Annotated in this window: 24 protein-coding genes; 21 read left to right on the forward strand and 3 right to left on the reverse strand. The window is 39.9% G+C overall.

What is annotated here, in order from left to right:
- Positions 1–14 precede the first annotated feature (14 nt).
- From argF to dusB, 5 genes are read left to right on the forward strand one after another with little or no spacing between them, the layout of a single operon-like run.
- The gene (gene argF / locus H8700_RS05780; protein ID WP_249304210.1) at positions 15–1,007 is read left to right on the forward strand and encodes an ornithine carbamoyltransferase; all 993 of its coding nucleotides are present in this window, start codon (positions 15–17) and stop codon (positions 1,005–1,007) included.
- A gap of 21 nt (positions 1,008–1,028) precedes the next feature.
- Positions 1,029–2,030: a biotin--[acetyl-CoA-carboxylase] ligase gene (locus H8700_RS05785; RefSeq protein ID WP_022142202.1), complete on the forward strand. Its 1,002-nt coding sequence runs from the start codon at positions 1,029–1,031 to the stop codon at positions 2,028–2,030.
- Positions 2,017–2,385, forward strand: a complete 369-nt coding sequence (locus tag H8700_RS05790) for a DUF6145 family protein (RefSeq protein WP_249304213.1) — start codon at positions 2,017–2,019, stop codon at positions 2,383–2,385. The genes H8700_RS05785 and H8700_RS05790 overlap by 14 nt, the downstream gene beginning before the upstream one ends.
- 11 nt (positions 2,386–2,396) lie before the next feature.
- Entirely contained in the window at positions 2,397–3,179 is a 783-nt protein-coding gene (locus tag H8700_RS05795; protein WP_249304216.1) for a type III pantothenate kinase, read from the forward strand.
- A gap of 13 nt (positions 3,180–3,192) precedes the next feature.
- Positions 3,193–4,212: a tRNA dihydrouridine synthase DusB gene (gene dusB, locus H8700_RS05800; RefSeq protein ID WP_249304218.1), complete on the forward strand. Its 1,020-nt coding sequence runs from the start codon at positions 3,193–3,195 to the stop codon at positions 4,210–4,212.
- 284 nt (positions 4,213–4,496) lie between these two features.
- Here the strand turns inward: dusB and H8700_RS05805 are convergent, their stop codons facing one another.
- The 3 genes from H8700_RS05805 to H8700_RS05815 form a co-directional block, all read right to left on the reverse strand.
- Entirely contained in the window at positions 4,497–6,029 is a 1,533-nt protein-coding gene (locus H8700_RS05805) for a sodium/proline symporter (RefSeq protein ID WP_249304221.1), read from the reverse strand.
- A gap of 215 nt (positions 6,030–6,244) precedes the next feature.
- Positions 6,245–7,108, reverse strand: coding sequence for an AraC family transcriptional regulator (locus tag H8700_RS05810; RefSeq protein ID WP_249304223.1), 864 nt, complete (start codon positions 7,106–7,108; stop codon positions 6,245–6,247).
- 46 nt (positions 7,109–7,154) lie between these two features.
- Entirely contained in the window at positions 7,155–8,729 is a 1,575-nt protein-coding gene (locus tag H8700_RS05815; RefSeq protein ID WP_249304225.1) for a glycoside hydrolase family 43 protein, read from the reverse strand.
- A 259-nt stretch (positions 8,730–8,988) separates the two neighbouring features.
- On the opposite strand from H8700_RS05815, the gene H8700_RS05820 reads away from it, so the two are divergent.
- From H8700_RS05820 to H8700_RS05895, 16 genes are all read left to right on the forward strand, one after another.
- Positions 8,989–10,704 carry a type 2 periplasmic-binding domain-containing protein gene (locus tag H8700_RS05820; RefSeq protein ID WP_249304227.1) on the forward strand — a complete coding sequence of 572 codons (1,716 nt, stop codon included), beginning with the start codon at positions 8,989–8,991 and terminating at the stop codon, positions 10,702–10,704.
- Between the two features lie 156 nt (positions 10,705–10,860).
- Positions 10,861–11,889, forward strand: a complete 1,029-nt coding sequence (locus H8700_RS05825) for an ABC transporter substrate-binding protein (RefSeq protein ID WP_249304229.1) — start codon at positions 10,861–10,863, stop codon at positions 11,887–11,889.
- A 23-nt stretch (positions 11,890–11,912) separates the two neighbouring features.
- Complete coding sequence (locus tag H8700_RS05830) at positions 11,913–12,884, forward strand: ABC transporter permease (protein ID WP_022142191.1); 972 nt, start codon at positions 11,913–11,915, stop codon at positions 12,882–12,884.
- Complete coding sequence (locus H8700_RS05835) at positions 12,884–13,690, forward strand: ABC transporter ATP-binding protein (protein WP_249304232.1); 807 nt, start codon at positions 12,884–12,886, stop codon at positions 13,688–13,690. The genes H8700_RS05830 and H8700_RS05835 overlap by 1 nt, the downstream gene beginning before the upstream one ends.
- 217 nt (positions 13,691–13,907) lie before the next feature.
- Complete coding sequence (locus tag H8700_RS05840; protein WP_249304236.1) at positions 13,908–14,801, forward strand: recombinase family protein; 894 nt, start codon at positions 13,908–13,910, stop codon at positions 14,799–14,801.
- Positions 14,802–14,941: 140 nt separating this feature from the next.
- Positions 14,942–15,154: a FeoA family protein gene (locus tag H8700_RS05845; protein WP_022142188.1), complete on the forward strand. Its 213-nt coding sequence runs from the start codon at positions 14,942–14,944 to the stop codon at positions 15,152–15,154.
- Between the two features lie 21 nt (positions 15,155–15,175).
- Positions 15,176–15,397: a FeoA family protein gene (locus H8700_RS05850; RefSeq protein WP_022142187.1), complete on the forward strand. Its 222-nt coding sequence runs from the start codon at positions 15,176–15,178 to the stop codon at positions 15,395–15,397.
- 122 nt (positions 15,398–15,519) lie between these two features.
- Entirely contained in the window at positions 15,520–17,697 is a 2,178-nt protein-coding gene (feoB, locus tag H8700_RS05855; protein WP_249304238.1) for a ferrous iron transport protein B, read from the forward strand.
- Positions 17,698–17,742: 45 nt separating this feature from the next.
- Positions 17,743–17,880 (forward strand): FeoB-associated Cys-rich membrane protein, encoded by a 138-nt coding sequence (locus H8700_RS05860; protein WP_022142185.1) that lies wholly within the window; start codon positions 17,743–17,745, stop codon positions 17,878–17,880.
- Positions 17,881–17,935: 55 nt separating this feature from the next.
- Positions 17,936–18,385 (forward strand): transcriptional repressor, encoded by a 450-nt coding sequence (locus tag H8700_RS05865; protein ID WP_249304239.1) that lies wholly within the window; start codon positions 17,936–17,938, stop codon positions 18,383–18,385.
- A gap of 102 nt (positions 18,386–18,487) precedes the next feature.
- A complete protein-coding gene (locus H8700_RS05870; RefSeq protein WP_249304241.1) occupies positions 18,488–18,694 on the forward strand; it encodes a hypothetical protein in 207 nt (68 codons plus the stop codon).
- Positions 18,695–18,853: 159 nt separating this feature from the next.
- Positions 18,854–19,432: a DUF3793 family protein gene (locus tag H8700_RS05875; protein ID WP_249304243.1), complete on the forward strand. Its 579-nt coding sequence runs from the start codon at positions 18,854–18,856 to the stop codon at positions 19,430–19,432.
- A gap of 36 nt (positions 19,433–19,468) precedes the next feature.
- Positions 19,469–19,756 (forward strand): DUF2325 domain-containing protein, encoded by a 288-nt coding sequence (locus H8700_RS05880; protein WP_022142182.1) that lies wholly within the window; start codon positions 19,469–19,471, stop codon positions 19,754–19,756.
- Positions 19,757–19,818: 62 nt separating this feature from the next.
- Positions 19,819–21,600, forward strand: coding sequence for a S8 family peptidase (locus H8700_RS05885; RefSeq protein WP_249304246.1), 1,782 nt, complete (start codon positions 19,819–19,821; stop codon positions 21,598–21,600).
- A 114-nt stretch (positions 21,601–21,714) separates the two neighbouring features.
- Positions 21,715–22,197: a hypothetical protein gene (locus H8700_RS05890; protein ID WP_022142180.1), complete on the forward strand. Its 483-nt coding sequence runs from the start codon at positions 21,715–21,717 to the stop codon at positions 22,195–22,197.
- Positions 22,194–22,457 carry a heavy-metal-associated domain-containing protein gene (locus tag H8700_RS05895; protein ID WP_249304248.1) on the forward strand — a complete coding sequence of 88 codons (264 nt, stop codon included), beginning with the start codon at positions 22,194–22,196 and terminating at the stop codon, positions 22,455–22,457. The genes H8700_RS05890 and H8700_RS05895 overlap by 4 nt, the downstream gene beginning before the upstream one ends.
- The last annotated feature ends 239 nt before the right edge of the window (positions 22,458–22,696 follow it).

The raw sequence follows: 22,696 nt of genomic DNA on the forward strand, positions 1-22,696 counted from the left end.
AACGAGGTTTTAACATGAACTTAAAAGGAAGAAATTTTTTAACATTAAAGGACTTTTCACCGGAAGAAATAACTTATCTGATCGATCTTGCGGCTGATTTAAAAGATAAGAAGAAAAAAGGAATACCGGTCAATCATTATGTAGGAAAAAATGTAGCATTGATCTTTGAAAAAACAAGTACACGTACACGCTGTTCGTTTGAAGTGGCAGCGCATGATATGGGGATGGGAACGACTTACTTAGATCCATCCGGTTCTCAGATCGGTAAGAAAGAAAGCATTCCTGATACGGCAAGGGTATTAGGGCGTATGTATGATGGAATCGAATACCGTGGCTATGGTCAGGAAATTGTAGAAGAGCTTGCAAAATATGCAGGTGTACCGGTGTGGAATGGTCTTACCAATGAGTATCATCCGACACAGATGCTTGCCGATCTTTTGACGATCCGTGAGCATTTAGGAGATTACAAAGGATTGAAATTCGTCTATATGGGTGATGCACGTTATAACATGGGAAATTCTTTGATGATCGCCTGTGCTAAGATGGGCATGCATTTTGTAGCATGTACGTCAAAAGAATATTTCCCTTCAAAAGAGCTCGTGGCACAGTGTGAAGAATATGCAAAAGCTTCCGGTGGTTCGGTCGCATTGACGGAAGATGTAGAAAGCGGTACAAAGGATGCGGATGTGATCTATACAGATGTCTGGGTATCCATGGGGGAACCGGATGAAGTATGGGCAGAACGTATCAAGGTGCTTTCTCCTTATCAGGTGAATAAAAAAGTAATGGATAATGCCAAAGACAGTGCAATCTTTATGCATTGTCTGCCGGCTTTTCATGATCTAAAGACAAAGATCGGTAAAGAAGTATATGAGAAGTTTGGTATGAAAGAATTAGAAGTAACCGATGAAGTTTTTGAATCTAAGCAGTCTGTTGTATTTGATGAGGCAGAGAATCGTATGCATACGATCAAAGCTGTTATGGTAGCAACATTAGGTGAGCAGTAGAACAGTGAGGTCGTTGACGGAATGAAAGAAAAGATTCTAACGGAACTTCGGAAAGCAGGCGATGGTTATGTGTCAGGAACGGCGTTATGCAGTCTTTTAGGCATTTCACGTCAGGCAGTATGGAAAAATATTGCCGCACTAAAAGAAAATGGTTATCAGGTTGAATCGGTTGCAAGCAAAGGATACCGTCTGCTTTCGGAGCCGGATAAAATGTATGGGCCGGACATTTTAAGCAGGATTGATAAAGACTGTTTGTGTAAACAGGTGGAAAGTTTTGAATGTATTGATTCTACAAATACAAAAGTAAAGCAGCTTGCGGAAGCGGGTGCAAAGGAAGGGCTTTTGGTAGTAGCCGAAGAGCAGACCGGTGGAAAAGGAAGACGAGGAAGAGTATGGAAGTCAGAGCCGGGTATCGGAATCTGGATGTCCCTGTTACTTCGTCCAACGCTTCCGACAGAGCAGATTTCCGGTCTGACTTTGTTAGCGGCACTTGCAATCGCAGGAGCAGTAGAAAAGTTGTGTAAGCTTCCCTGTCAGATCAAATGGCCAAATGATGTAGTGGTTGCCAAAAAGAAAATTTGTGGTATACTTACGGAGATGAGCACAGAAGAAAACTATATTCATTATGTTGTAGTAGGCATGGGCATCAATGCGAATACGCTTTCTTTCCCGGATGAGATAAAAGAGACTGCAACATCACTTTTTCTACAGACCGGTAAAAAAGTTGACCGTGCAGAACTGACAGCTATGATCACGCAAAGACTGTGTGCTTACTATGAACGTTTTGAAAAAGAAGGCGATCTGACTTCTTTTATTGATGAATATAATGAAAAGCTTGCCAACAAAGAACGTGAAGTACGGATTTATCATGGCATGGTGGAAAAGTGTTCCAAAGAAGATATAGAAACCGGAGTTGCAAAAGGAATTGATAAGACCGGGGCTTTGTTAGTAGAAGTTGACGGTCAGACAAAAAGAGTTGTATCCGGTGAAGTTTCAGTAAGGGGATTATATGGATATGTTTAATGAAATGCCGGAAGTACAAGGTGTGATTCTATGTGCTTCGAGTGCATATGAAGAGAAATATTATTTTAATCAGGAATTTGCCAATGTGCCACCATCTATACAGGATGAGCTAAAGATTTTATGTGTCTTGTATACAGCAGATATCGGAGGCATTTTAGTCTTGCATTTTGATGAAAAAGGGAATCTGCTGATGCATGTAACAGCACGGGAAAATGATCTGCTTTTTGATGAGATCGGAAGTGTGTTGAAGATTAAGCAGATACAGGCAGATAAAAGAGAGCTGTTAGAAGCATTGGAAATGTATTATCGTGCTATTTTTCTGCACGAGGATATAAGCGAACTATTAGAAGATTGAGAGGAAATGACATGTTATTAGCAGTAGATGTAGGGAATACCGATGTAACCTTTGGCGTGTTTAAGGAGGAGGAACTGATCACACGTTTTCGTTTCACCGTGAAAGTTCCGAGAACATCGGATGAGTATGGTGAATTATTATGCAATATTTTAGAGCAGAAAGGATTTTCACCGGATGATATTGATGAAGTGATCATTGCATCCGTCGTTCCTCAAATGATGTATTCTTTTACAAGCGGCATTATCAAATATCTTCATTGTCATCCGACAGTAGTTGGTGCAGGAACAAAGACAGGCATTCGTATCGATACGATCAATCCGAAAGAAATCGGACCGGATCGTATCGTAGATGCTGTCAGTGCATATGAGCAATATGGCGGTCCTGTGATCGTAGTTGACTTTGGTACGGCTACAACATATGATCTGGTTACCAAAGAAGGAGCTTTTCAGGGTGGTGTGATCAGTCCGGGTATCCGTATTTCAGCAAATGCTCTTTGGAAAAACACAGCCAATCTCCCTGAGATCGAGATTAAATGTCCGGCAAGCGCGATCGCAAAAGAGACGGTCAGTGCAATGCAGGCAGGTTTGTTCTTTGGAACACTTGGCCAGACGGAATATATTATCAATAAGATCAAAGAAGATGCCGGTTTAACCGATGTGAAGGTGATCGCAACCGGTGGCCTTGGTAAAGTTGTATCTGAAAACACGGATTCGATCGATGTATATGATGGAGATTTGACATTAAAAGGTTTGTTATATATTTACCAGAAGCAGAAAAACGGAACACATAAGTAAGAATGGAACAAGTATGAGAAATCTAACGATTGGAAATATTACATTAAAAGGAAATCTTATATTAGCACCGATGGCAGGAGTAACAGACCTGCCATTTCGTCTTCTTTGTAAGGAGCAGGGAGCAGACCTTGTTTATACAGAGATGATCAGTGCGAAAGGAATTTATTATAATAACAAAAATACAGCGAAGTTATGGGAGATCGATGAGAAAGAAAGACCGGTATCGTTACAGCTTTTTGGATCGGATCCAAAGATCATGTCGGAGATGGCAGCTAAGATCGAACACCGTAATTTTGATATTCTTGATATTAATATGGGTTGTCCGGTCCCTAAGGTCGTCAACAATGGAGAAGGCTCTGCATTAATGAAAGATCCGAAGCTTGCAGGACAGATTGTAAAAGCAATCTCGGATCGGATCCAGAAGCCGGTTACCGTAAAATTCCGAAAAGGTTTTAATGATGGGCAGATCAATGCAGTAGAATTTGCAAAATATATGGAAGAAAACGGAGCAGCCGCAGTTGCGGTACATGGACGTACCAGAGAAGAATATTATAGCGGCAAAGCAGACTGGGAGATTATTGCAAAAGTCAAAGAAGCCGTATCAATCCCGGTTATCGCCAGTGGTGATATCTTCAGTCCGCAGGATGCACTGCGTTGTGAAAAAGAGACAGGTTGTGATGGTCTGATGTTAGGAAGAGGTGTCCGTGGAAATCCATGGTTGTTTCATCAGATCAAAATGTATCAGGAAAGTGGTATATTAGAAGAGAAACCTTCTTTTGAAGAGGTCTGTGCAATGATCTTGCGTCATGCAAAAATGTTATGTGATTTTAAAGAAGAATATATGGGGATTCGAGAGATGCGAAAGCATGTGGCATGGTATACGGCAGGCTATAAGCATTCTGCACAGATGAGGCGGGAAGTGAATTTGGTGGAATGCTATGCAGATTTAGAGAAGCTTTTGCAAAGAGCAATCGCAAGCCGGAAAGAAGGCTGGACGGGGATTGCTCCGGACATTCGTGATTGTGATAAGTAGGATAGATCAGACAGGAATAAAAGTGCATAGCAGGTACAATAACAAATAACAGTAACCATTTAAAAGAGCAGATAAAAAGGCATATGTGTATGTTTGGAAACATTCGGGAAAATCCCTATAGGAATGTTCTGACATAACAACATATGCCTTTTTATCTGCTTATGTTTTATATATACCTTTTATTAATATATCGTTTGCTTTCTATGCCTTTTATTGATATATATCATTACATTATCTGCTTTTTGCGGATATATATTTTTTGCATTATATCTGCTGTTCATTGTTTATTTTCCTACGGATTCAAATTCTTCAATGATCTCCTTGGAAGGTGGTGCTGTCAGAAGACTGACAACAACGATGGCGATACATGCACATAGGAAAGCAGGAAGCAGTTCATAAATGCCCCATATGCCGCCAAGTGGCTTGATCAGGTATTTCCAGACAAATACCATGATACCGCCGACTAACATGCCGGCTAAAGCACCATTTCGATTGGTACGTTTCCAGAAAAGAGAGAACAGCATGATCGGACCGAAGGATGCACCAAAACCTGCCCATGCAAAGGATACGATCGCAAAGACAGAGCTTTCAGGATCTCTGGCAATAAATACACCGATCACAGCGATGCAGATAACGGTAATACGTGCAACTAACATAGAAGCTTTTTCAGAAAGTTCAATATGTAATACATCATGTAATAAGTTATGTGAAACGCTTGAAGATGCTGCTAAAAGCTGGGAATCAGATGTAGACATTGTACATGCTAAGATTCCGGCAAGAATGATTCCGGCAAAGATAATCGCAATTACACCATGGTTGCTAAGCAGCATGGCAATTTTAATGATCAAAGTCTCTGACTGGGAAGAATCTGTAAAAGCAGGGATATGTCCGGCTTTAGAGATACTGTAACCTATAATACCGATAAAGATTGCGATAAACATAGAGATGATAACCCAGATCGTAGCGATTCTTCTTGAAAGCTTTAATTTGTTTTCATCTTCCGTACCCATGAAACGAAGAAGGATATGAGGCATACCAAAGTAACCAAGTCCCCATGCAAGAGTAGAAAGAATTGTTAAAAAGCCATAGGAAGAAGCTGTACCGGTTGCCTGGTCATGGATCTGTGTCAGACTTAAATATCCGGCTAATCCCTTTGCATTGTTTATTACCACGTCTAAGCCGCCGGCCATGGACACGCCGAAGAACACAACGATCACAAGTGCGATCGTCATAACGATACTCTGGATCAGATCGGTTGTACTGGCTGCTAAGAATCCTCCGAGTGCTGTATATACTACAATAACGATCGCACTGACGATCATGGCAGGAAGATATGGGATGTTAAATAAGGTACTGAATAATTTTCCACAGGCAGCAAATCCGGATGCTGTATATGGTACGAAAAAGATAACGATCCAGATAGCGGAAATTGCCAATAAAAGATGACTGTTATCGCGAAAACGATTTGAAAAAAATTCAGGGATCGTAATGGCGTTGCCTGCTTTTACACTATAGCGACGAAGTCTTTTTGCGACAAAGAGCCAGTTCAGATAGGTACCGATACCAAGGCCGATCGCAGTCCAGCCGGCATCTGCCACACCGGATAAATATGCGACTCCGGGCAGTCCCATTAAAAGCCAGCTACTCATATCAGAAGCTTCTGCACTCATCGCAGTTACCAATGGACCGAGTTTTCTTCCACCGAGGTAAAAGTCGCTGACATCATTGTTCTTTTTTGAATAGATCACACCGATCACAACCATCATGATCAGATAGATTGCAATGACGGCAAGCATGCCAATTGTTTTTAGTTCCATAAATGTCTCCTTTCTTCGTTGCATCTTCCGGTCATAATGTTGTAGTAGCATAGTTTTTGTGTAAAAACATTATAAAGTATGTCACTTTGGAAGTACAATCCTTTCTATTATAGCAAAAAAAGAAGAGAACGACAACAACGATCCGCAGACAGGAGATTTCATATAAGCCGCAGACAGGAGCTTTCATTTTGATCACTGTGAAAATAAGCAGAGTATCATACTTTTTGTTTGCGGTAATCACGCGGAGAGATATGATACATTTTTTGAAATTGTCTCGAAAAGTAGTTGCTATCATTAAAACCCGAACGATAGGCAATCTCAGAAATCGTATCTTTTGTTGTCTTTAGAAGAACACAAGCATGCTGCATACGCAAAGAAAGAATATAATTGCCCGGTGTCATATGGTAAGAAGCAGAGAATATTCTTGAAAAGTGACGTGTAGACATGTTGGAGATCTCCGCTAATTGTGCGATCGAAATCGGTTCGGTAAAATGACTTTCTATGTAAGAAACAGAACGGGCAATATTGATGATCGTATTTTCCTCGGTATTGACAGGAAGTGTATATAATCTCGACAGAGTTGTAATTAAAATATAAAAATAAGCATTTAGGATCGTTTTGCGTCCGGGACGTTTCTTATCATATTCTTCGATGATGATATCGGTTAAGTTGTGGATCGCCTCAAAAGAATCGAGTGAAAGACGTAAGTGGCTCTCAAAACTTTTATTTTGTGTCAGATAAGGCTCAATCACAAAAAGAGCATGAAAACCGGTCAACGTACGGATATCAGAATCCAAAGAACGGAAGATCTGCGGATGGAACATAATATTGCATATCTCTAAATGATTCACATCAAAATAACCATGTGAGATTCCTTCGTTTAATACAAAGACATCACCCTTCTTGATAAAGAACGCTTCATTATTGACATGGTGCATCGCAGTTCCGTTCATTACAATGACTAATTCAGAAAAATCGGCATGCAGATGCATCTCAACATCTTCTTTATGATATCCATATTGAATATAAAACGGAAAAGAAGCATCCTGTGTAAAATAGTGTAAATACATTGGTCCCATAAGCAATTCTCCTTATAGTATTTTAAAGTGTCGGCATTGTGTTTACTTATTGTGGAGGTAAGTAAGCCTGATAATCGTAGAAGTGATAGAATGCACCTTTTTGTACCGAAGGATCTGTATTCGTACAATATAGTGCGATATAGTTTCCGGTAAAGCAGCCGCCCACTTCTGTAGTCAGATAAGCACATTCTCCTTTGCCAAACGGAAGATAGTTTTTTCCATCTAAGCTGTAAGAAAAGCTGTATTCCTGCATCGTAGCCTGTAATTTCAGATAAACACTGTTATCGGTATATTCGATACATTGTTCAATCTTGAAAAGTGATCCAATCTGTCTGCGGAAGAGTAAGCATTTTTTGTTATGCAGCATCGCAAGTGCAATTTCATAGTGGTGTTTATTATTCAGATAGATTGTAAGACCTGCCTCATCTCCGTTAGCTACAGGATCAAATGTCAGCTTTGTGACTGCGTCAAAGAAGTGATGTTCCTGCCTGCGCCCAAGCCATGTGATTGAATCGACACTTCCGATTGCATGAACACTACCATATAATGTGATACCTGAAGCTGATTTATCAGTCCGGTCTGTTGCAAGTACATATAAGCTTTTGTCCGGGTTATAGATCGTATTCCAGCAGGAATTTAGCACGTCAGCAGAAAAATCATCATAATAATGGAAAGAACCGACAAGATTTTGGCTGTCCGGTTCAAAAGGCTCTAAAGAAAGAGGCAGTTTGTCAGTTTCGATCACATTCTCTAACAGCCCGTTGTTTGCAAAAACCGGAAAACAATCTTTTTCCCAGACTACCGGAACAAGCATGGTTTCACGACCGAGATTATGACGGTACGGATATGAGATCGTTCGGATACCGAGGCAGACTGCCCACCAGTTATCATTTTGATCCTGTATCAGATCAGCATGTCCGACCGCTTTTAATTCCATAGAGTGACTGCGGTTTGTCAGAACAGGATTTTTTTCATATGCCATATAAGGACCGGTGATCTGACGGCTTCTTGCCATCGTGATCATATGTCCAAGTTCGGTACCGCCTTCCGAGATCAAAAGATAGTACCAACCATCTTTCTTATAAAGATGCGGACCTTCCGGATCATTTCCACCGGTGCCGCCCCAGATAAATTGCATCTGACCGATACTTTTTCCGGTAGTAATATCAATCTGCTGCATGAAGATCTTTCCGTCGGATGCTCCGGTGTAATATACATTGTCATCTTCATCAAAGAAGAAAGAAGGATCGATTCCCGGCGTATCGATCGGAATCGGTTTTGACCATCCTTTCTTTGGATCTGTTGTATGAACAAAGAAGTTTCCATCATCTTTACCGCCATAAGCAACATTCGTAAATACCACATAGAATGTTCCTTTATGATAACGGATCGTAGGTGCATAGATTCCGGTCCGGCTTGGAAAGCCTTTTCGCAAGCACAGATCATCTTCGTTTGTAATACAATGACCGTATTGTTCCCAATGGATCAGATCTTTCGAATGAAAGACCGGGATTGATGGAAAATATTCAAAAGATGATGTGACCAGATAATAATCATTTCCAGCACGACAAATACTTGGATCGGGATGAAAACCGGGTAAAATAGGATTGTTGTATTTCATAAGCTCCTCCTTTATTATGCCTGTTATTGATGCTATTATAGGTATATTTTAGAAATTTCACAAGCAGAAAAAGGACTTCGATTAGCAGAAAAAGGACAACAAGATAATCGTGGCACAATAATGCTAGTTACTGTCTTGATAGTTATGGAGAGATTAAAAAGAGCGTGTTACACTTTGAGTAAATCAAAAATTCTTGATCATTGGTGTTTACAAAACAAAGAAAAATACATATGGGATGTATTTGAGAATGGAGGATATTATGAGAAAAAAGAATTTTTCGAAAAAACTACTTTCCATGGCATTGGCAGGCAGCCTTGTTGTTGGGATGACAAGTACACTTTCCGGCTGTGGAAGCAAAAAAAACGGTACGGTCACATTAGATGTTTACAGTATGCTTGCAAATTATTCCGGTATCCAGTCCGGATGGGGCGCAGACCTTTTAAAACAGAAGTTCAATGTCAAGTTAAATTATGTACAGTCTGATTCAGGAACATTTGATACGCGTATGGAGACAGGAGACCTTGGAGATATTGTTGTTTTTGGCAACGATAACAACGAATATGTACAGGCCGTCAATAACAAAGCGTTATATAACTGGGAAGAAGATAATCTTTTGAAGGATTATGGTCCTTATATTAAGAAACATCTTTCAGCTGCTTTAAAGAAAAACAAGAATCTGACAAAGCAGATCACAAAAGGAAAGAGTGATGCATTATATGGATTCGGAGGCAATGCGGCAGCAACCAATGACGATCACCAGTCCTTTATCTATACATGGGATATCCGCTGGGATCTTTATAAACAGCTTGGTTATCCGAAGGTAAAGAATCTCGATGATTTAGAGCAGCTTTTAAAAGATATGCAAAAGCTCTGTCCAAAAGATGATTCCGGTAATAAGACATATGGACTTTCTATGTGGCCGGACTGGGATGACGCAATGGTGATGTATGTAAAAGCAGCAGCAACAGCATATTTTGGATATGATGAATTAGGCATTGGATTATATGATTCAAATACAGGCGAATATCATGACGCTTTAGAAGAGAATGGTCCATATCTTACAATGTTAAAATTCTTTAACCGTTTATATCAGGATGGACTGATTGATCCGGATTCTATGACACAGACTGTTGATCAGGTCGGAGAAAAGGTCCGTAATGGCGGCGTGTTCTTCTCTATCTTTAATTATGCAGGTTCTCTGGTATATAACTCACAGGAACACCAGTCAGCAGGAAAGATGATGTGCAGCTTAAAACCAACGGAAGCTTCTCCTATTGTATATGGTATGAATATGCAGGGCGGAGATCATATTTGGTCGATCGGAGCAAAGTCAGAATATCCGGAGCTTGCGATGGAGGTTATCAATTTCTTATCAACACCGGAAGGCTATATGGATATGCAATATGGACCAAAAGGCGAATGCTGGAATTACGATAAGAATGGCAATACATATTTTACTGATTTAGGAAAGAAATGCCATGGCAATGCCAATACTAAGATGGGTTCTAAGCATAAAGGAAAATATCAGGACGGTACGATCCAGATCAACAACACAACCTGGTCGATCGATGCAGAAAATCCTGAGTCTGTCAAAGGAGAAACCTATAACTGTGAATCATGGAAGAGCAATAATGAAAAAGCATCCTGTGATGTTGAACAGGATTGGCGTGATAAGACAGGTGCAAAGACAGTAAACGAGTATATGGAACAAGGAAAGTATACAGTAGCACCGGGAACAAGCTATTCCGCAGAAAGCAAGTCCGATGAATTAAAAACAACCTGGGGACAGGTGACCGATAACATCAAGGCCGATTCATGGAAAGCAATATATGCTAAGACAAACAAAGCTTATGATGAGATCGTATCAAAGATGATAAGAACTACAAAGAAATATGGCTATGATAAGTGCCTGAAATGGTCAAAAGACGAAGCTGCCAAGAGAAGAGCGCTTGAGTTAGAAGCAACTCAGAAATAAGAATGCATCGTTTTTACAAGCCTGTCGAAAATGATTTGACAACATAAAGAACAGACCGGTCATACAGGCTGTAAAACTTGACAATCACCCCTAATCGTGCTTTACTTAGTTAGATTAGGGGTATTTTTTTATCCTATAAAAACCAGGAGGTATGCTATGAAAAGAAAACTAGTTTTATTAACAGCAATGATGATGGCAGCAATCTGTCTGTTTGGCTGTGGAAAGTCTTCGGATGGTGCAAAAAATTCCAAGAAAACCTACAAAGTCGGTATTGTACAGTATGTAGATGATGCTTCTTTGAATCAGATCCAGAAGGCAGTGCAGACAGAATTAGACACACAGGGGAAAAAATTAAATGTGAAATTTGATTATAAAGATTATACTTTTAATGGTCAGGCAGATCAGAGCACATTAAACCAGATAATGGCAGACCTTGTTGCCGATCAGGTAGATATCATCGTTCCAATCGCAACACCAACTGCGGTTGTGGCACAGTCTGCAACAGAAGATAATCAGATCCCTGTTGTATTTTCGGCAGTATCTGATCCTGTAACAGCAGGTCTTGTTAAGTCGATGGATAAGCCTGGTTCGAATATAACAGGTGTCAGCGATGCATTAAATACAGATGCATTTATGAAAATGATCACAACAGCCAAAACAGTTAAAAAGATTGGTTTTTTATATGACAAGAGCCAGGATTCTTCTACCAAAGCGATCAAAGATGCAAAAGCTTATTGCAAGAAAAATGGTATTGAAGTAGTAGAAAAGACCGGTACAACAAACGATGAGATCAGTCTGGCAGCAGATGCATTGATCGCAGCAAAGGTAAATGCCGTCTTTACGCCAACGGATAATACGGTTATGTTAGCCGAGCTTGCAATTTATGAGAAGTTTATAAAAGCTAAGATTCCTCATTATGGCGGAGCAGATTCTTTTGCGTTAAATGGTGCATTCTGCGGATATGGTGTTAACTATGAGGAACTTGGTACACAGACAGGCAAGATGGTAGTGGATATCCTTGTAAATGGCAAAAAGCCTGCGGATATGGCAGTTGCCAGTTTAGCGAATGGTATCGCAACCGTCAATACCGAAACTGCTTCAGCAATCGGTTTGGATTACAGTTCATTTAAGGATTTGTGTGAGCAGGTAAAAGAGACAAAAACAGCAGAAGAATTTGACCAGTAATTTTTTGGAGGAAGAAAAAAGAGATGTCTTCAATTTTTACCATTTCAATCTTGCAAAGTGCATTGGAATTAGGTTTTATCTATTCCCTTGTTGTATTGGCATTATTTATTTCATTTACTATTTTAAATATTGCTGATCTGTCTACGGATGGATGTTTTACTCTTGGATGTGCCGTGGCAGCAACGGTGACTCTTTCCGGGCACCCGTTGTTGGCACTGTTATGCGCAGTCGGAGCAGGTGTGCTTTCAGGATTTATTACAGCTTTTTTACAGACAAGGATGGGTGTCGAATCGATCCTTGCCGGTATTATTGTCAATACAGGTTTATATACGATCAACATTGCCGTTATGGGCTTTTCTTCCAATGTAAACCTGTTCAAATGCGATACGGTCTTTACGGTTGTGCGTGATTTTATTGAGAAACATATGAGTCAGAGTATGTTTACCTTTCTCGTTACCGATGGCTGGTATCGTCTGATCGAAGTTGCAGTCATTGTGATCATTATAGGTGTGATCCTCAGTATATTTTTAGGAACACGTCTGGGACTTTCTATTCGTGCGACAGGAGATAATGCAGCAATGGTAAAAGCTTCGAGCATTAATCCGAAATATACGATCACGGTAGGTCTTTGTGTATCAAGTGCATTAACAGCCTTGTCGGGTGGACTGTTAGCACAGTATCAGAAGTCCTGCGATATCAACCTTGGTACCGGAATGGTAACGATCGCACTTGCCAGTCTGATCATTGGTGAAACATTAGTCGGAAAAGGAACGATGTTTCGCAGGATCTTGGGCGTGATCTTCGGCAGTTGTCTGTATCGTTTTATCGTAGCAGTAGCGATCCGTGTCAATGTGCCGGCAGAATGTTTAAAGCTGGTATCTGCATTGATAGTAGCTGTAGCGATCGCATTTCCGTATCTGAAGAAAAATGCTGTATTTGCAAAACAAAAGTATAGCAAAGAACGTATCAGACAAAGAAAAGGGGGTGCCTGCTAATGTTACAGATCGAACATGTCAGCAAAACATTTAATCCGGGTACGATCAACGAAAAAAAAGCATTGATCGACCTGAATGTATCTTTAAAAGATGGTGATTTTGCTACGATCGTAGGGAGCAACGGTGCCGGAAAGTCTACGATGTTTAATGCCATCACAGGTGCTTTTTATGTTGATGAAGGTGAGATCGTTTTGGATCATGAAAACATTACATATAAGCAGGAGCATTTACGCAGCAGAAGCATCGGGCATTTGTTTCAGGATCCTTTGCTTGGTACAGCGCCACATATGACAATAGAAGAGAATATGTCACTTGCATATCTGCGTGCCTCTAACAGCAGACACAGCTTCTGGGGACGCAGCCGCAAGAAAGAAAGAGATTTTTTCAGAGAGCAGCTTTCTTTGCTGGATATGGGACTGGAAGATCGCATGAAAAATCCGGTTGGTCTCTTATCGGGCGGACAACGTCAGGCTTTGACGCTTCTAATGGCAACGATGGTTACGCCAAAGCTGTTGCTTTTAGATGAACATACTGCGGCACTGGATCCTGCTACGGCAGACAAAGTGCTTGCATTGACCAGAAAGATCGTTGCAGAGCGTAAGATTACTTGTCTTATGGTTACGCATAATATGCATCAGGCATTAGAACTCGGAAACCGCACGTTGATGATGGATTCCGGTCATGTTGTTTTTGATGTATCAGGTGAGCAAAGAGCAAAACTGACAGTAGATGATCTGTTAGAAAAATTCAAAGATAATGTCGGAAAGCAGTTAGACAATGACCGCATTCTCTTGTCGAATTCTTAAGTAAGATCAAAAAAGAAATAGTACCGTATCAGAAAGCATATGACAGAATATGTGATCCGATACGGTATTTTTGCATTTTAACGAATGCACGATGAATGATACAGAAAAGATCGTGACGAACAAAATGAATGGGCAAAAATCAAAGGATATTGTCATAAAATCAAGGAGCCGTCATACAAAATAATAATCAAGGAGAATCCGTTTTATAAGGAGAACAATGAAAGAAATTGCAATCTATCTACGTTTATCCAAAGCAGACAAAGAAAGAACAAGAGAAAGCCAGAGCATTCAAAACCAGAGAGCATTATTGTATAAAGCAATCAGAGAAGATGCTTCTTTTGGGGAATATCCGATCACTGCTTATATTGATGATGGTTATAGTGGCTTACAACAAGACAGACCGGCTCTTTGTACAATGATGCAAAAGATTCGGCAAAAAAAAGTAGTAGCAGTCTTTGTAAAGGATCTGTCAAGACTTTCAAGAAATCATGTCTTCCTTGCAGGATTTATGGAAAAGTTCTGTCCGACATATCAAGTTGATCTCATTGCCGTTGGAGATGGTTATGACAGCAGAAAAGAGCAATTTGTTCAGACTGCGACACGCCTGAGAGCACTTTTTTATGAATGTTACAGCAAAGACATTTCTTACAAAGTCCGAAATGCTTTGCGAAGTAAAAAAGAAAATGGTGAATATGCAGTTGCCAGACCGCCATTTGGATACAGACGGGAACACAAAGGAATATGGAGAACAGAACCCAAAGAAGCAGAGTGTATACGAAGGATCTATGCGTCTTTTTTAAGAGGGGACAGTCAGAAAGAGATTGCATTAGAAGAAAGCACAAGAGGCTTTACAATTTATCCGGTTAAAGTACACCGCATTTTACATGATCCGGTGTATTGTGGATATTTTATATGGAATAAAAACAGGATGTCGGAATATATACCCAACAAAAATATAACTTTACCAAGAGATGAGTGGAAGGTTCAGAAGGGAACGCATGAAGCGATCATATCTGAAACTGTTTTCCTAAAGACTTGGCAGAAACTACAAAAAGTTTCACGAGACAACAAAAAGTTTGTTCAAAATACTAAAAGTTTTAAAAAGCTATAAAAAGTTATTGACAGTTTATTTCTGTTAGTGTAAACTAACGAACGTAAGAAGATTTGATGAATAAAATTCTCAATACAAGGAGTACATAGTCCAAAAAGTGTTTCTATTATGGAAAGAGCGCGGAAAGAAGAGAGGTTGATATGATGCCGTTATCATTAGCAAATACTGGAGAACAGAATGTAGTAAAGAGAGTGGGGGGCAAAGAGGATACTCGTCGCTTCTTAGAAAACCTGGGGTTTGTTGTAGGAAGTACGGTAACTGTTGTATCAGAAGCACAAGGTAATATGATTGTTAATATCAAAAATTCCAGAGTAGCAATTGGAAAAGATATGGCAAATAAAATTATGGTCTAGGATGAAAGGCAGGAAAAGAAAATGAAGACATTGAAAGAAGTAGCATGTGGAAAGACAGTCACTGTGAAAAAAATTACAGGAGAAGGTCCTGTAAAGCGTCGTATCATGGATATGGGCATTACAAAAGGTGTGGAAGTTTTTGTAAGAAAAGTAGCACCTCTTGGTGATCCTGTGGAAGTTACAGTACGTGGTTACGAACTTTCATTAAGAAAAGCGGATGCAGAAATGATTCAGGTAGAATAGCGTATATTTTTATTTTTTTACTCATAGGTTAGTTGAAACTAATATACGTGAGATATAACTGTTAAAAGTTTGTATGGAATAAAAATATTGTTATTAAGGATAAAAGAAGAGGAGAAAAAGAAATGTCAATTAAAATTGCATTAGCAGGTAATCCAAACTGCGGTAAGACAACATTATTTAATGCGCTGACAGGTTCTAACCAGTTTGTTGGAAACTGGCCAGGCGTAACTGTGGAGAAGAAGGAAGGTAAATTAAAAGGACATAAAGATGTCATTTTAATGGATTTGCCGGGTATTTATTCTCTTTCTCCGTATACATTGGAAGAAGTAGTAGCCAGAAATTATCTGATCACAGATAAGCCGGATGCAATCTTAAATATCATTGACGGTACAAACCTGGAAAGAAACTTGTATTTATCAACACAGTTGATGGAACTTGGAATTCCGGTTGTCATGGCTGTCAATATGATGGATATTGTAAAGAAGAATGGTGACCAGATCGATGTGAAAAGTCTTGGCAAGAAACTTGGCTGTGAAGTTGTAGAAATTTCAGCATTAAAGGGAACAGGTATTAAAGATGCGGCAGCAAAGGTTGTAGAAATTGCAAAATCGAATAAAGAGACACAGGCTGTACATGAATTTCACGACGATCTTGAAAATGCGATCACAGAAGTAGAAGACATGTTAAGCGGTAACATTACAGAAGGCGCAAAACGTTTCTTCGCTGTGAAGCTTTTAGAGAAAGACGATAAGATCCATGAGCAGTTAGAAAATGTACCTGATGTATCGGCTCAGATCAAGAGACTTGAAGATAAGTTTGATGATGATACAGAAAGTATTATTACCAATGAACGTTATCAATACATATCAGAAGTCATCAAAGGCTGCTATAAGAAAAAGAATAAAGAAAAATTAACGTTGTCAGATAAGATTGACCGTGTTGTAACAAATCGTTTCTTAGCACTTCCGATCTTTGCAGCAGTTATGTGGCTGGTGTATTATATATCCGTAACAACAGTTGGCGGCAAGGCTACTGATTGGGCGAATGAAGGCGTATTCGGCGATGGATGGTCATTGTTTGGACTGGTAGATGTTCCGGGGATTCCGGTATTAGTAGAAAATGGTTTGAAGGCGATCCATTGTGCAGACTGGCTCAGCAGCCTGATTTTAGACGGTGTCGTAGCCGGTGTTGGTGCGGTTCTTGGTTTTGTACCACAGATTTTGATCTTATTCATCTTCCTTGCTTTCTTAGAGGGATGTGGATATATGTCACGAGTTGCATTTATCATGGATAGAATTTTTCGCAAGTTCGGTCTTTCCGGTAAATCATTTATTCCAATGCTGATCGGTAGTGGATGCGGTGTTCCTGGTGTTATGGCATCAAGAACAATTGAAAATGACAGAGACCGTAAAATGACGATCATGACAACAACATTTGTACCTTGTAGTGCAAAACTTCCAATTATAGCATTGATTGCAGGTGCTTTGTTTGATGGTGCATCATGGGTTGCGCCGAGTGCTTACTTTGTAGGTGTGGCAGCAATTATCTGCTCAGGTATTATTTTAAAGAAAACAAAGATGTTTGCCGGAGATCCTGCCCCATTCGTTATGGAACTTCCTGCATATCATTTACCAACGATCGGTACGATCCTTCGTAGTATGTGGGAGCGTGGATGGTCATTTATTAAGAAGGCCGGTACAATCATCTTAATGTCAACAATCGTTCTTTGGTTCTTAATGAGCTATGGATGGGTGAAAGGCAAATTCGGTGCCTTGGACGCAGAACAGTTAAACAGCAGTATTCTTGCTGCTATCGGTAAAGTCATTGCTCCAATCTTTGCACCGCTTGGATGGAACCAGAATGGTAATGGCTGGGAAATGGCAGTTGCAGCCGTAACCGGACTGATCGCAAAAGAAAACGTAGTAGGTACATTTGGTATGCTCTTTGGTTTTGCTGAAGTAGCAGAAGATGGTAAAGAAATCTGGGGACAGTTAGCAGACAGTCTGCCTCAGGTTGCAGCATATGGTTTCTTAGTATTTAACCTTCTTTGCGCTCCTTGCTTTGCTGCAATGGGTGCGATCAAGAGAGAAATGAACAACGCAAAATGGTTCTGGTTTGCAATCGGATATCAATGTATTCTTGCTTATGTTGTAGCGCTTTGCATTTATCAGATCGGCATGCTGATTACGGCAGGTGCATTTGGCGTAGGTACAGTTGCAGCATTTATCCTTGTAGTCGGATTCTTATATCTTCTTTTCAGACCGGCAAAAGAGGTTGGTACATTAGAAACAGCAGTATAAGATAGTTTGTTTTAGACTTCATGTCTGCAGAATGGAGGTGCCGTTATGGGTACAGCAGTTGTAGGTTTATTGTTAATAATAGTAGTTTCACAAGTGATCCGCAGTATGATCCGTGATAAGAAGAATGGTAAATCCCTTCAATGCGGATGCGATTGCAAGCACTGTAGTGGACATTGTCATTAAGAAGCAGATATTTGATTTCCTTTTGGAAGTGGCTAAAGTAGGATGGTGGTTACTCATGATAGAAAGAACAAATGTGCGTCGGGATGAACGCTATCAGAGAACGCAGATGCAAAAAGAAGCAATTCTTGATGCGTTACGTGCCAAAGGATTGCGAATTACCAAACAAAGAAAGATCATATTAGATATTATTCTGGGTGAAGATTGTTCCTGCTGTAAAGAAATCTATTTTCAGGCAAGTAAAATAGACAAAAAGATCGGTGCGGCAACAGTTTATCGAATGGTCAATACTTTGGAAGATCTTGGGGCGATCAGCCGCAAAAACATGTATCGTGTGGAATGCGACAGGGATTGTTCTTTCCTTGAGTCCTGCTGTATTGAATTTGACGACAATACTTCTTTGGAAGTATCAACAGACAAACTGCATAAGATCATTTGTTCCGGTCTGCGTGCATGTGGTTATTCAAAAAATCAGAATATACGTAATATACGTCTTGCAAAAGAATAGCGGGTTTCACCAATGCCTGTCTGGAATTTTTAAGATGTTTAAAAAAAGAATAGTCATAGTATAGCAAAAAGGCTGTCACACAACTTTGTGTGGCAGTCTTTTTTGGGAATAGGAAAATGCTCGTACAGTAGCGGTACACCAACAAGAATTGCTAAAGCAATTCTTGGAGTGCAAAGCGCTGGCTTTGCACTTTTTTATGGAATAGGAAAATGCTCGTACAGTAGCGGTACACCAACAAGAATTGCTAAAGCAATTCTTGGAGTGCAAAGCGCTGGCTTTGCACATTTTTGTGGAAATTTTTTCGGCTGAGACAGTGTTTTCAAAATGAAAGGTTACAGGATTGTTATATGAACATTCAAGCTTTCTGATATTTTTTATCAATTGATTGATTGACAATAGAACTCGGATTAGATAAACTTAATAATAGTTAGCAAAGGCTAACTTAAAAGTGATAGAAAGGCTGTAACTATGAGTCAGGATGTTTTTGAAATGATGCAAAAAATGAATTTGCATAGCGTGGAAACGCAGATGGCGATACAATGCGCGCCTGTCTTTGCAGGTTTAAAAATGTCAAATTTGCTGATCGTTGCAAAAAAAGATATTTGTAAAGTCAGACAGATCTTAAAAAGTGCGGTAATTTCATGGCATGTTGTTTCTATGTGGAAAGAAAAAGCAACGATTCTTTTGTACCGGGAAGAAGAATTGAAGCAATATCTAAACAGTGAAGCCGTATATACAAGACTTCAGGGCATGGGATATGAAGGAAGTCTTGAGAGCAAGCTGGAGCGTTTTAGTCAGAGATATCAGGCATATCAGGCAGGACAGACAGACTTTCCTCATGAGATGGGATTTTTCCTTGGCTATCCAAAAGAAGATGTAGAAGGTTTTATTGTCAATGGGGGCAGAAACTTTTTATATGCAGGATATTGGAAAGTATATGCCAATCGAAAAGCCAAGATATCACTTTTTGAGAAATTTGAGAATGCAAGAGAGACAATGATCACATTTGTCTCAAACGGTGGGAGAATAGAAGAGTTTTGCAATTAGAGAACGGGAAGAAAATAAAGGAGGTTTTAAGTACACATGAGTGTTGTAATAGTAGGTGGACATGACAGAATGGTGACACAGTATAAGAAAATATGTAAAGAATATCATTGTAAAGCAAAAGTGTTTACACATATGTGTGCCAATATGAGCAATCAGATCGGCAGACCGGATCTTGTGATCCTTTTTACGAATACCGTATCCCATAAGATGGTACATTGTGCATTAGCAGAGGCAAACAAAGGTAAAGCAGATGTAGTACGCTGCCATACCAGCAGTTCGAGTGCTTTACATGAAATTTTAAAAAATGCATGCTGCAGCGCATAAGAAGCAAACAGGATCATATTGCATAGAATAGAGCAAAAGAATAAGAAAGCAGAGCAAAGTCTATGCAGGAAGAAAAACTTGATACATCTTTACAGATCGCATTAGAAGCACTACAGGAAGGGATGAATACCAATCGAGATCTGTTGTATGGATATGATCCGGAAAGTGAAAGTTTCCGTGTGATCATAAAATACAATGGGGACATTAAAAAGATAGAAGAATGGTATCCTGACACGAAAGTAGTGCTTCTTTTTAATCAATATGCAATCGTAACAACAAATGCCCGATATTTGACCGAGATTGCAAGGATGCCGGAAACAGAATATATGGAAAAACCGAAAAAACTATATTACAATTTGGATTTTAGTAAAGAAATCTCCTGTATCAGCAGAGTACAGAAACAGAATGCATTAGGAAACAGCATATCAGGCAGAAATCTGACCGGTAACGGTGTATATATCGGAATCGTGGATTCCGGGATTGATATTTACCATCCTGCCTTTCAAAATGACGATGGAAGTACAAGAATCGCATGGTTATGGGATCAGAGTGCACAAGCAAAAGAGAATGATCAGATTGCTGCAGAATATGGATATGGGACGGAGTATGACAGGGAAGCAATCGACCGTATCTTATTGCAGGCAAGAGAGAACGGAAACAGGGAACAGACTCCTGCATTAGAAAGCCTGAGTGGACATGGAACTTCTGTAGCAGGTATTGCAGCAGGCAATGGGGCCGGTTCTGTCGGAAGAAAGTATCGGGGCGTTGCGACAGAAAGTGAGATTCTTGTTGTAAAGCTCGGCAGACAGGACCGGGATTATGCCGGATCCACAGAAGTTATGGAAGGAATTGATTATGTTTTGCGAAAAGCACTCCTGATGCAAAAGCCGATTGCTATCAATCTGAGTTTTGGCAACAATACAGGTGCGCATGCAGGAAATTCTTTGTTTGAGGATTATATAGCAAGTTTAAACGGTGTATGGAAAAACGTGATCGTGATCGCAACCGGAAACGAAGGGGATGCGAGACATCACAGCACTATTCAGATGACAGAGAGAGGAGAAAGCATAGAAGTACCATTTGTGATCGGAGATCAGGAAAGAAATATGACACTTTGGATATGGAAAGAATATTTCGATACATTTCAACTAGAATTAGAAACGCCATCCGGAGAAAGAATCGTATTGCAACAGACAATTACAAAAGGACAGATATATGACATGGGATCATCTCAGGTCTTTTTTTATGCAGGAGATCCGTCACCTTATAGTACACAACAGGAATTGTATTTGGAATGGCTGACCGGACGGAATGGATTCGTTCCATCCGGTATCTGGAAATTACATTTTACTCCGGAGGAGATCAAAGACGGTTTTGTATCTATCTGGATGATGACTACGGAGGCAATCGGTTTGACAAGCGGTTTTTTGTATCCGGAAGCAGATAGCACGCTCACAAATCCATCAACTTCTGAAAAGATTCTATCTGTTGGTGCATACCGGGCGGATAATGACAGTATGGCAGCTTTTAGTGGCAGAGGAAATACCGCAGATGGCAGGCAGGCACCGATTCTTGTTGCTCCGGGAGTTGATGTGGTAACTGCTATACCGGGCGGTAATTATGCAGCCAGAAGCGGAACTTCGATCGCAGCACCGTTTGTGACCGGATCAGCCGCTCTTCTTATGGAGTGGGGTATTGTGCATGGAAATGATGCGTATTTATATGGAGAGAAAGTAAAAGCATACCTGATCAAGGGTGCCAGAAGACTTCCGGGCTTTACGAAGTGGCCAAATCCGCAGGCAGGCTGGGGAGCTCTTTGTCTGTATGACAGCCTGCCATGGTGAGAAAATTCATTATCAGAGCAAAATTTCATCAGGATCAGGGGAATGCAGGTTGCTCTTGGTCTGATTATAAACTATAATATGGATGTTTGAGGAGAATAGCAGGAGGAATTTTGGATGCGTGATAAACTGATCGGAACATTGATTGGAATGGCAAGAGCATGTGAGAATAAAGAAAAGACGGTGCATACGAACGAATTTTTTGTGAAGGGACTTTTTCTTGCAGCAACAGCGGCCTGCCAGAAACAGAATGTGTTAGAAGAAATGGTACGGGAAGTGCAAAAAGAAAAGTACCGGATCGTTCCGGATTGTGAGCATTGTGCTTCACCCTGTGGTAATACAAGTGATTATGATCTGAATCAGCTGTATCAGGAAGAAGAACCGGTCCGTTCCGTCAAATTTGCTCTTTTAGATGGTATTTTAAGTCTTGCAGCTAAGATGGATGATACAGTATGGCAGCAGGTACCCAAAGAAGTATGTTTTTATTTTCATAAAGTATTATGTATGATCAGTTATGATCTGGAGGAGACGATTTTACAAAATTGCCTGTCTGAGCTTGGTTCGATGCATATGCTTTGCAAAAAAGGAGGATTATTATGATAAAGACGACAGTAGAAGTAAATGGTATGATGTGTGGAATGTGTGAATCACATGTTAATGAAGCAGTCAGAAAGAACTTTACGGTCAAAAAAGTACAGTCATCCCATACGAAAGGAAAGACAGAAATTCTTTCAGAAGAAGCATTAGACCAGGAAAAATTAAAGGATGCGATCGGTCAAACCGGTTATGAAGTCGGAAGAATCCGTTCAGAACCTTATCAGAAAAAAGGTTTCTTTTCCGGTTTCTTTTCAAAAAAATAGAGAAAAATAAAAATAGAAAGCCGGTGTTTTGCAAGAATTGCTAAGGTATCATCCGTATAGGTGTATTCAAAAGCTTTAAAAAATGTAAAATAAAATAGGAAAAGAATATAGGGACAGTGATGAATATCCAAATGAATTGACAAAATATGCAAATATATAATGGAAATTTGTAACAGATATTTTATATAGTGAGATTGATAAATACTGGAATAAAAACGACAAGCAGTAAGAAAAGAGGA

Source organism: Jutongia hominis, from assembly GCF_014384965.1.
Lineage (GTDB): Bacteria > Bacillota > Clostridia > Lachnospirales > Lachnospiraceae > Butyribacter > Butyribacter hominis.

Coding starts and splice junctions, on each gene's coding strand:
- H8700_RS05790 (WP_249304213.1), top strand. CDS start 2,017: ATGGATATGTTTAATGAAATGCCGGAAGTACAAGGTGTGATTCTATGT.
- H8700_RS05785 (WP_022142202.1), top strand. CDS start 1,029: ATGAAAGAAAAGATTCTAACGGAACTTCGGAAAGCAGGCGATGGTTAT.
- argF (WP_249304210.1), top strand. CDS start 15: ATGAACTTAAAAGGAAGAAATTTTTTAACATTAAAGGACTTTTCACCG.
- H8700_RS05815 (WP_249304225.1), bottom strand. CDS start 8,729: ATGAAATACAACAATCCTATTTTACCCGGTTTTCATCCCGATCCAAGT.
- H8700_RS05840 (WP_249304236.1), top strand. CDS start 13,908: ATGAAAGAAATTGCAATCTATCTACGTTTATCCAAAGCAGACAAAGAA.
- H8700_RS05865 (WP_249304239.1), top strand. CDS start 17,936: ATGATAGAAAGAACAAATGTGCGTCGGGATGAACGCTATCAGAGAACG.
- H8700_RS05820 (WP_249304227.1), top strand. CDS start 8,989: ATGAGAAAAAAGAATTTTTCGAAAAAACTACTTTCCATGGCATTGGCA.
- H8700_RS05860 (WP_022142185.1), top strand. CDS start 17,743: ATGGGTACAGCAGTTGTAGGTTTATTGTTAATAATAGTAGTTTCACAA.
- H8700_RS05880 (WP_022142182.1), top strand. CDS start 19,469: ATGAGTGTTGTAATAGTAGGTGGACATGACAGAATGGTGACACAGTAT.
- H8700_RS05895 (WP_249304248.1), top strand. CDS start 22,194: ATGATAAAGACGACAGTAGAAGTAAATGGTATGATGTGTGGAATGTGT.
- H8700_RS05805 (WP_249304221.1), bottom strand. CDS start 6,029: ATGGAACTAAAAACAATTGGCATGCTTGCCGTCATTGCAATCTATCTG.
- H8700_RS05890 (WP_022142180.1), top strand. CDS start 21,715: ATGCGTGATAAACTGATCGGAACATTGATTGGAATGGCAAGAGCATGT.
- H8700_RS05825 (WP_249304229.1), top strand. CDS start 10,861: ATGAAAAGAAAACTAGTTTTATTAACAGCAATGATGATGGCAGCAATC.
- dusB (WP_249304218.1), top strand. CDS start 3,193: ATGAGAAATCTAACGATTGGAAATATTACATTAAAAGGAAATCTTATA.
- H8700_RS05875 (WP_249304243.1), top strand. CDS start 18,854: ATGAGTCAGGATGTTTTTGAAATGATGCAAAAAATGAATTTGCATAGC.
- H8700_RS05885 (WP_249304246.1), top strand. CDS start 19,819: ATGCAGGAAGAAAAACTTGATACATCTTTACAGATCGCATTAGAAGCA.
- H8700_RS05795 (WP_249304216.1), top strand. CDS start 2,397: ATGTTATTAGCAGTAGATGTAGGGAATACCGATGTAACCTTTGGCGTG.
- H8700_RS05830 (WP_022142191.1), top strand. CDS start 11,913: ATGTCTTCAATTTTTACCATTTCAATCTTGCAAAGTGCATTGGAATTA.
- feoB (WP_249304238.1), top strand. CDS start 15,520: ATGTCAATTAAAATTGCATTAGCAGGTAATCCAAACTGCGGTAAGACA.
- H8700_RS05845 (WP_022142188.1), top strand. CDS start 14,942: ATGATGCCGTTATCATTAGCAAATACTGGAGAACAGAATGTAGTAAAG.
- H8700_RS05850 (WP_022142187.1), top strand. CDS start 15,176: ATGAAGACATTGAAAGAAGTAGCATGTGGAAAGACAGTCACTGTGAAA.
- H8700_RS05835 (WP_249304232.1), top strand. CDS start 12,884: ATGTTACAGATCGAACATGTCAGCAAAACATTTAATCCGGGTACGATC.
- H8700_RS05810 (WP_249304223.1), bottom strand. CDS start 7,108: ATGGGACCAATGTATTTACACTATTTTACACAGGATGCTTCTTTTCCG.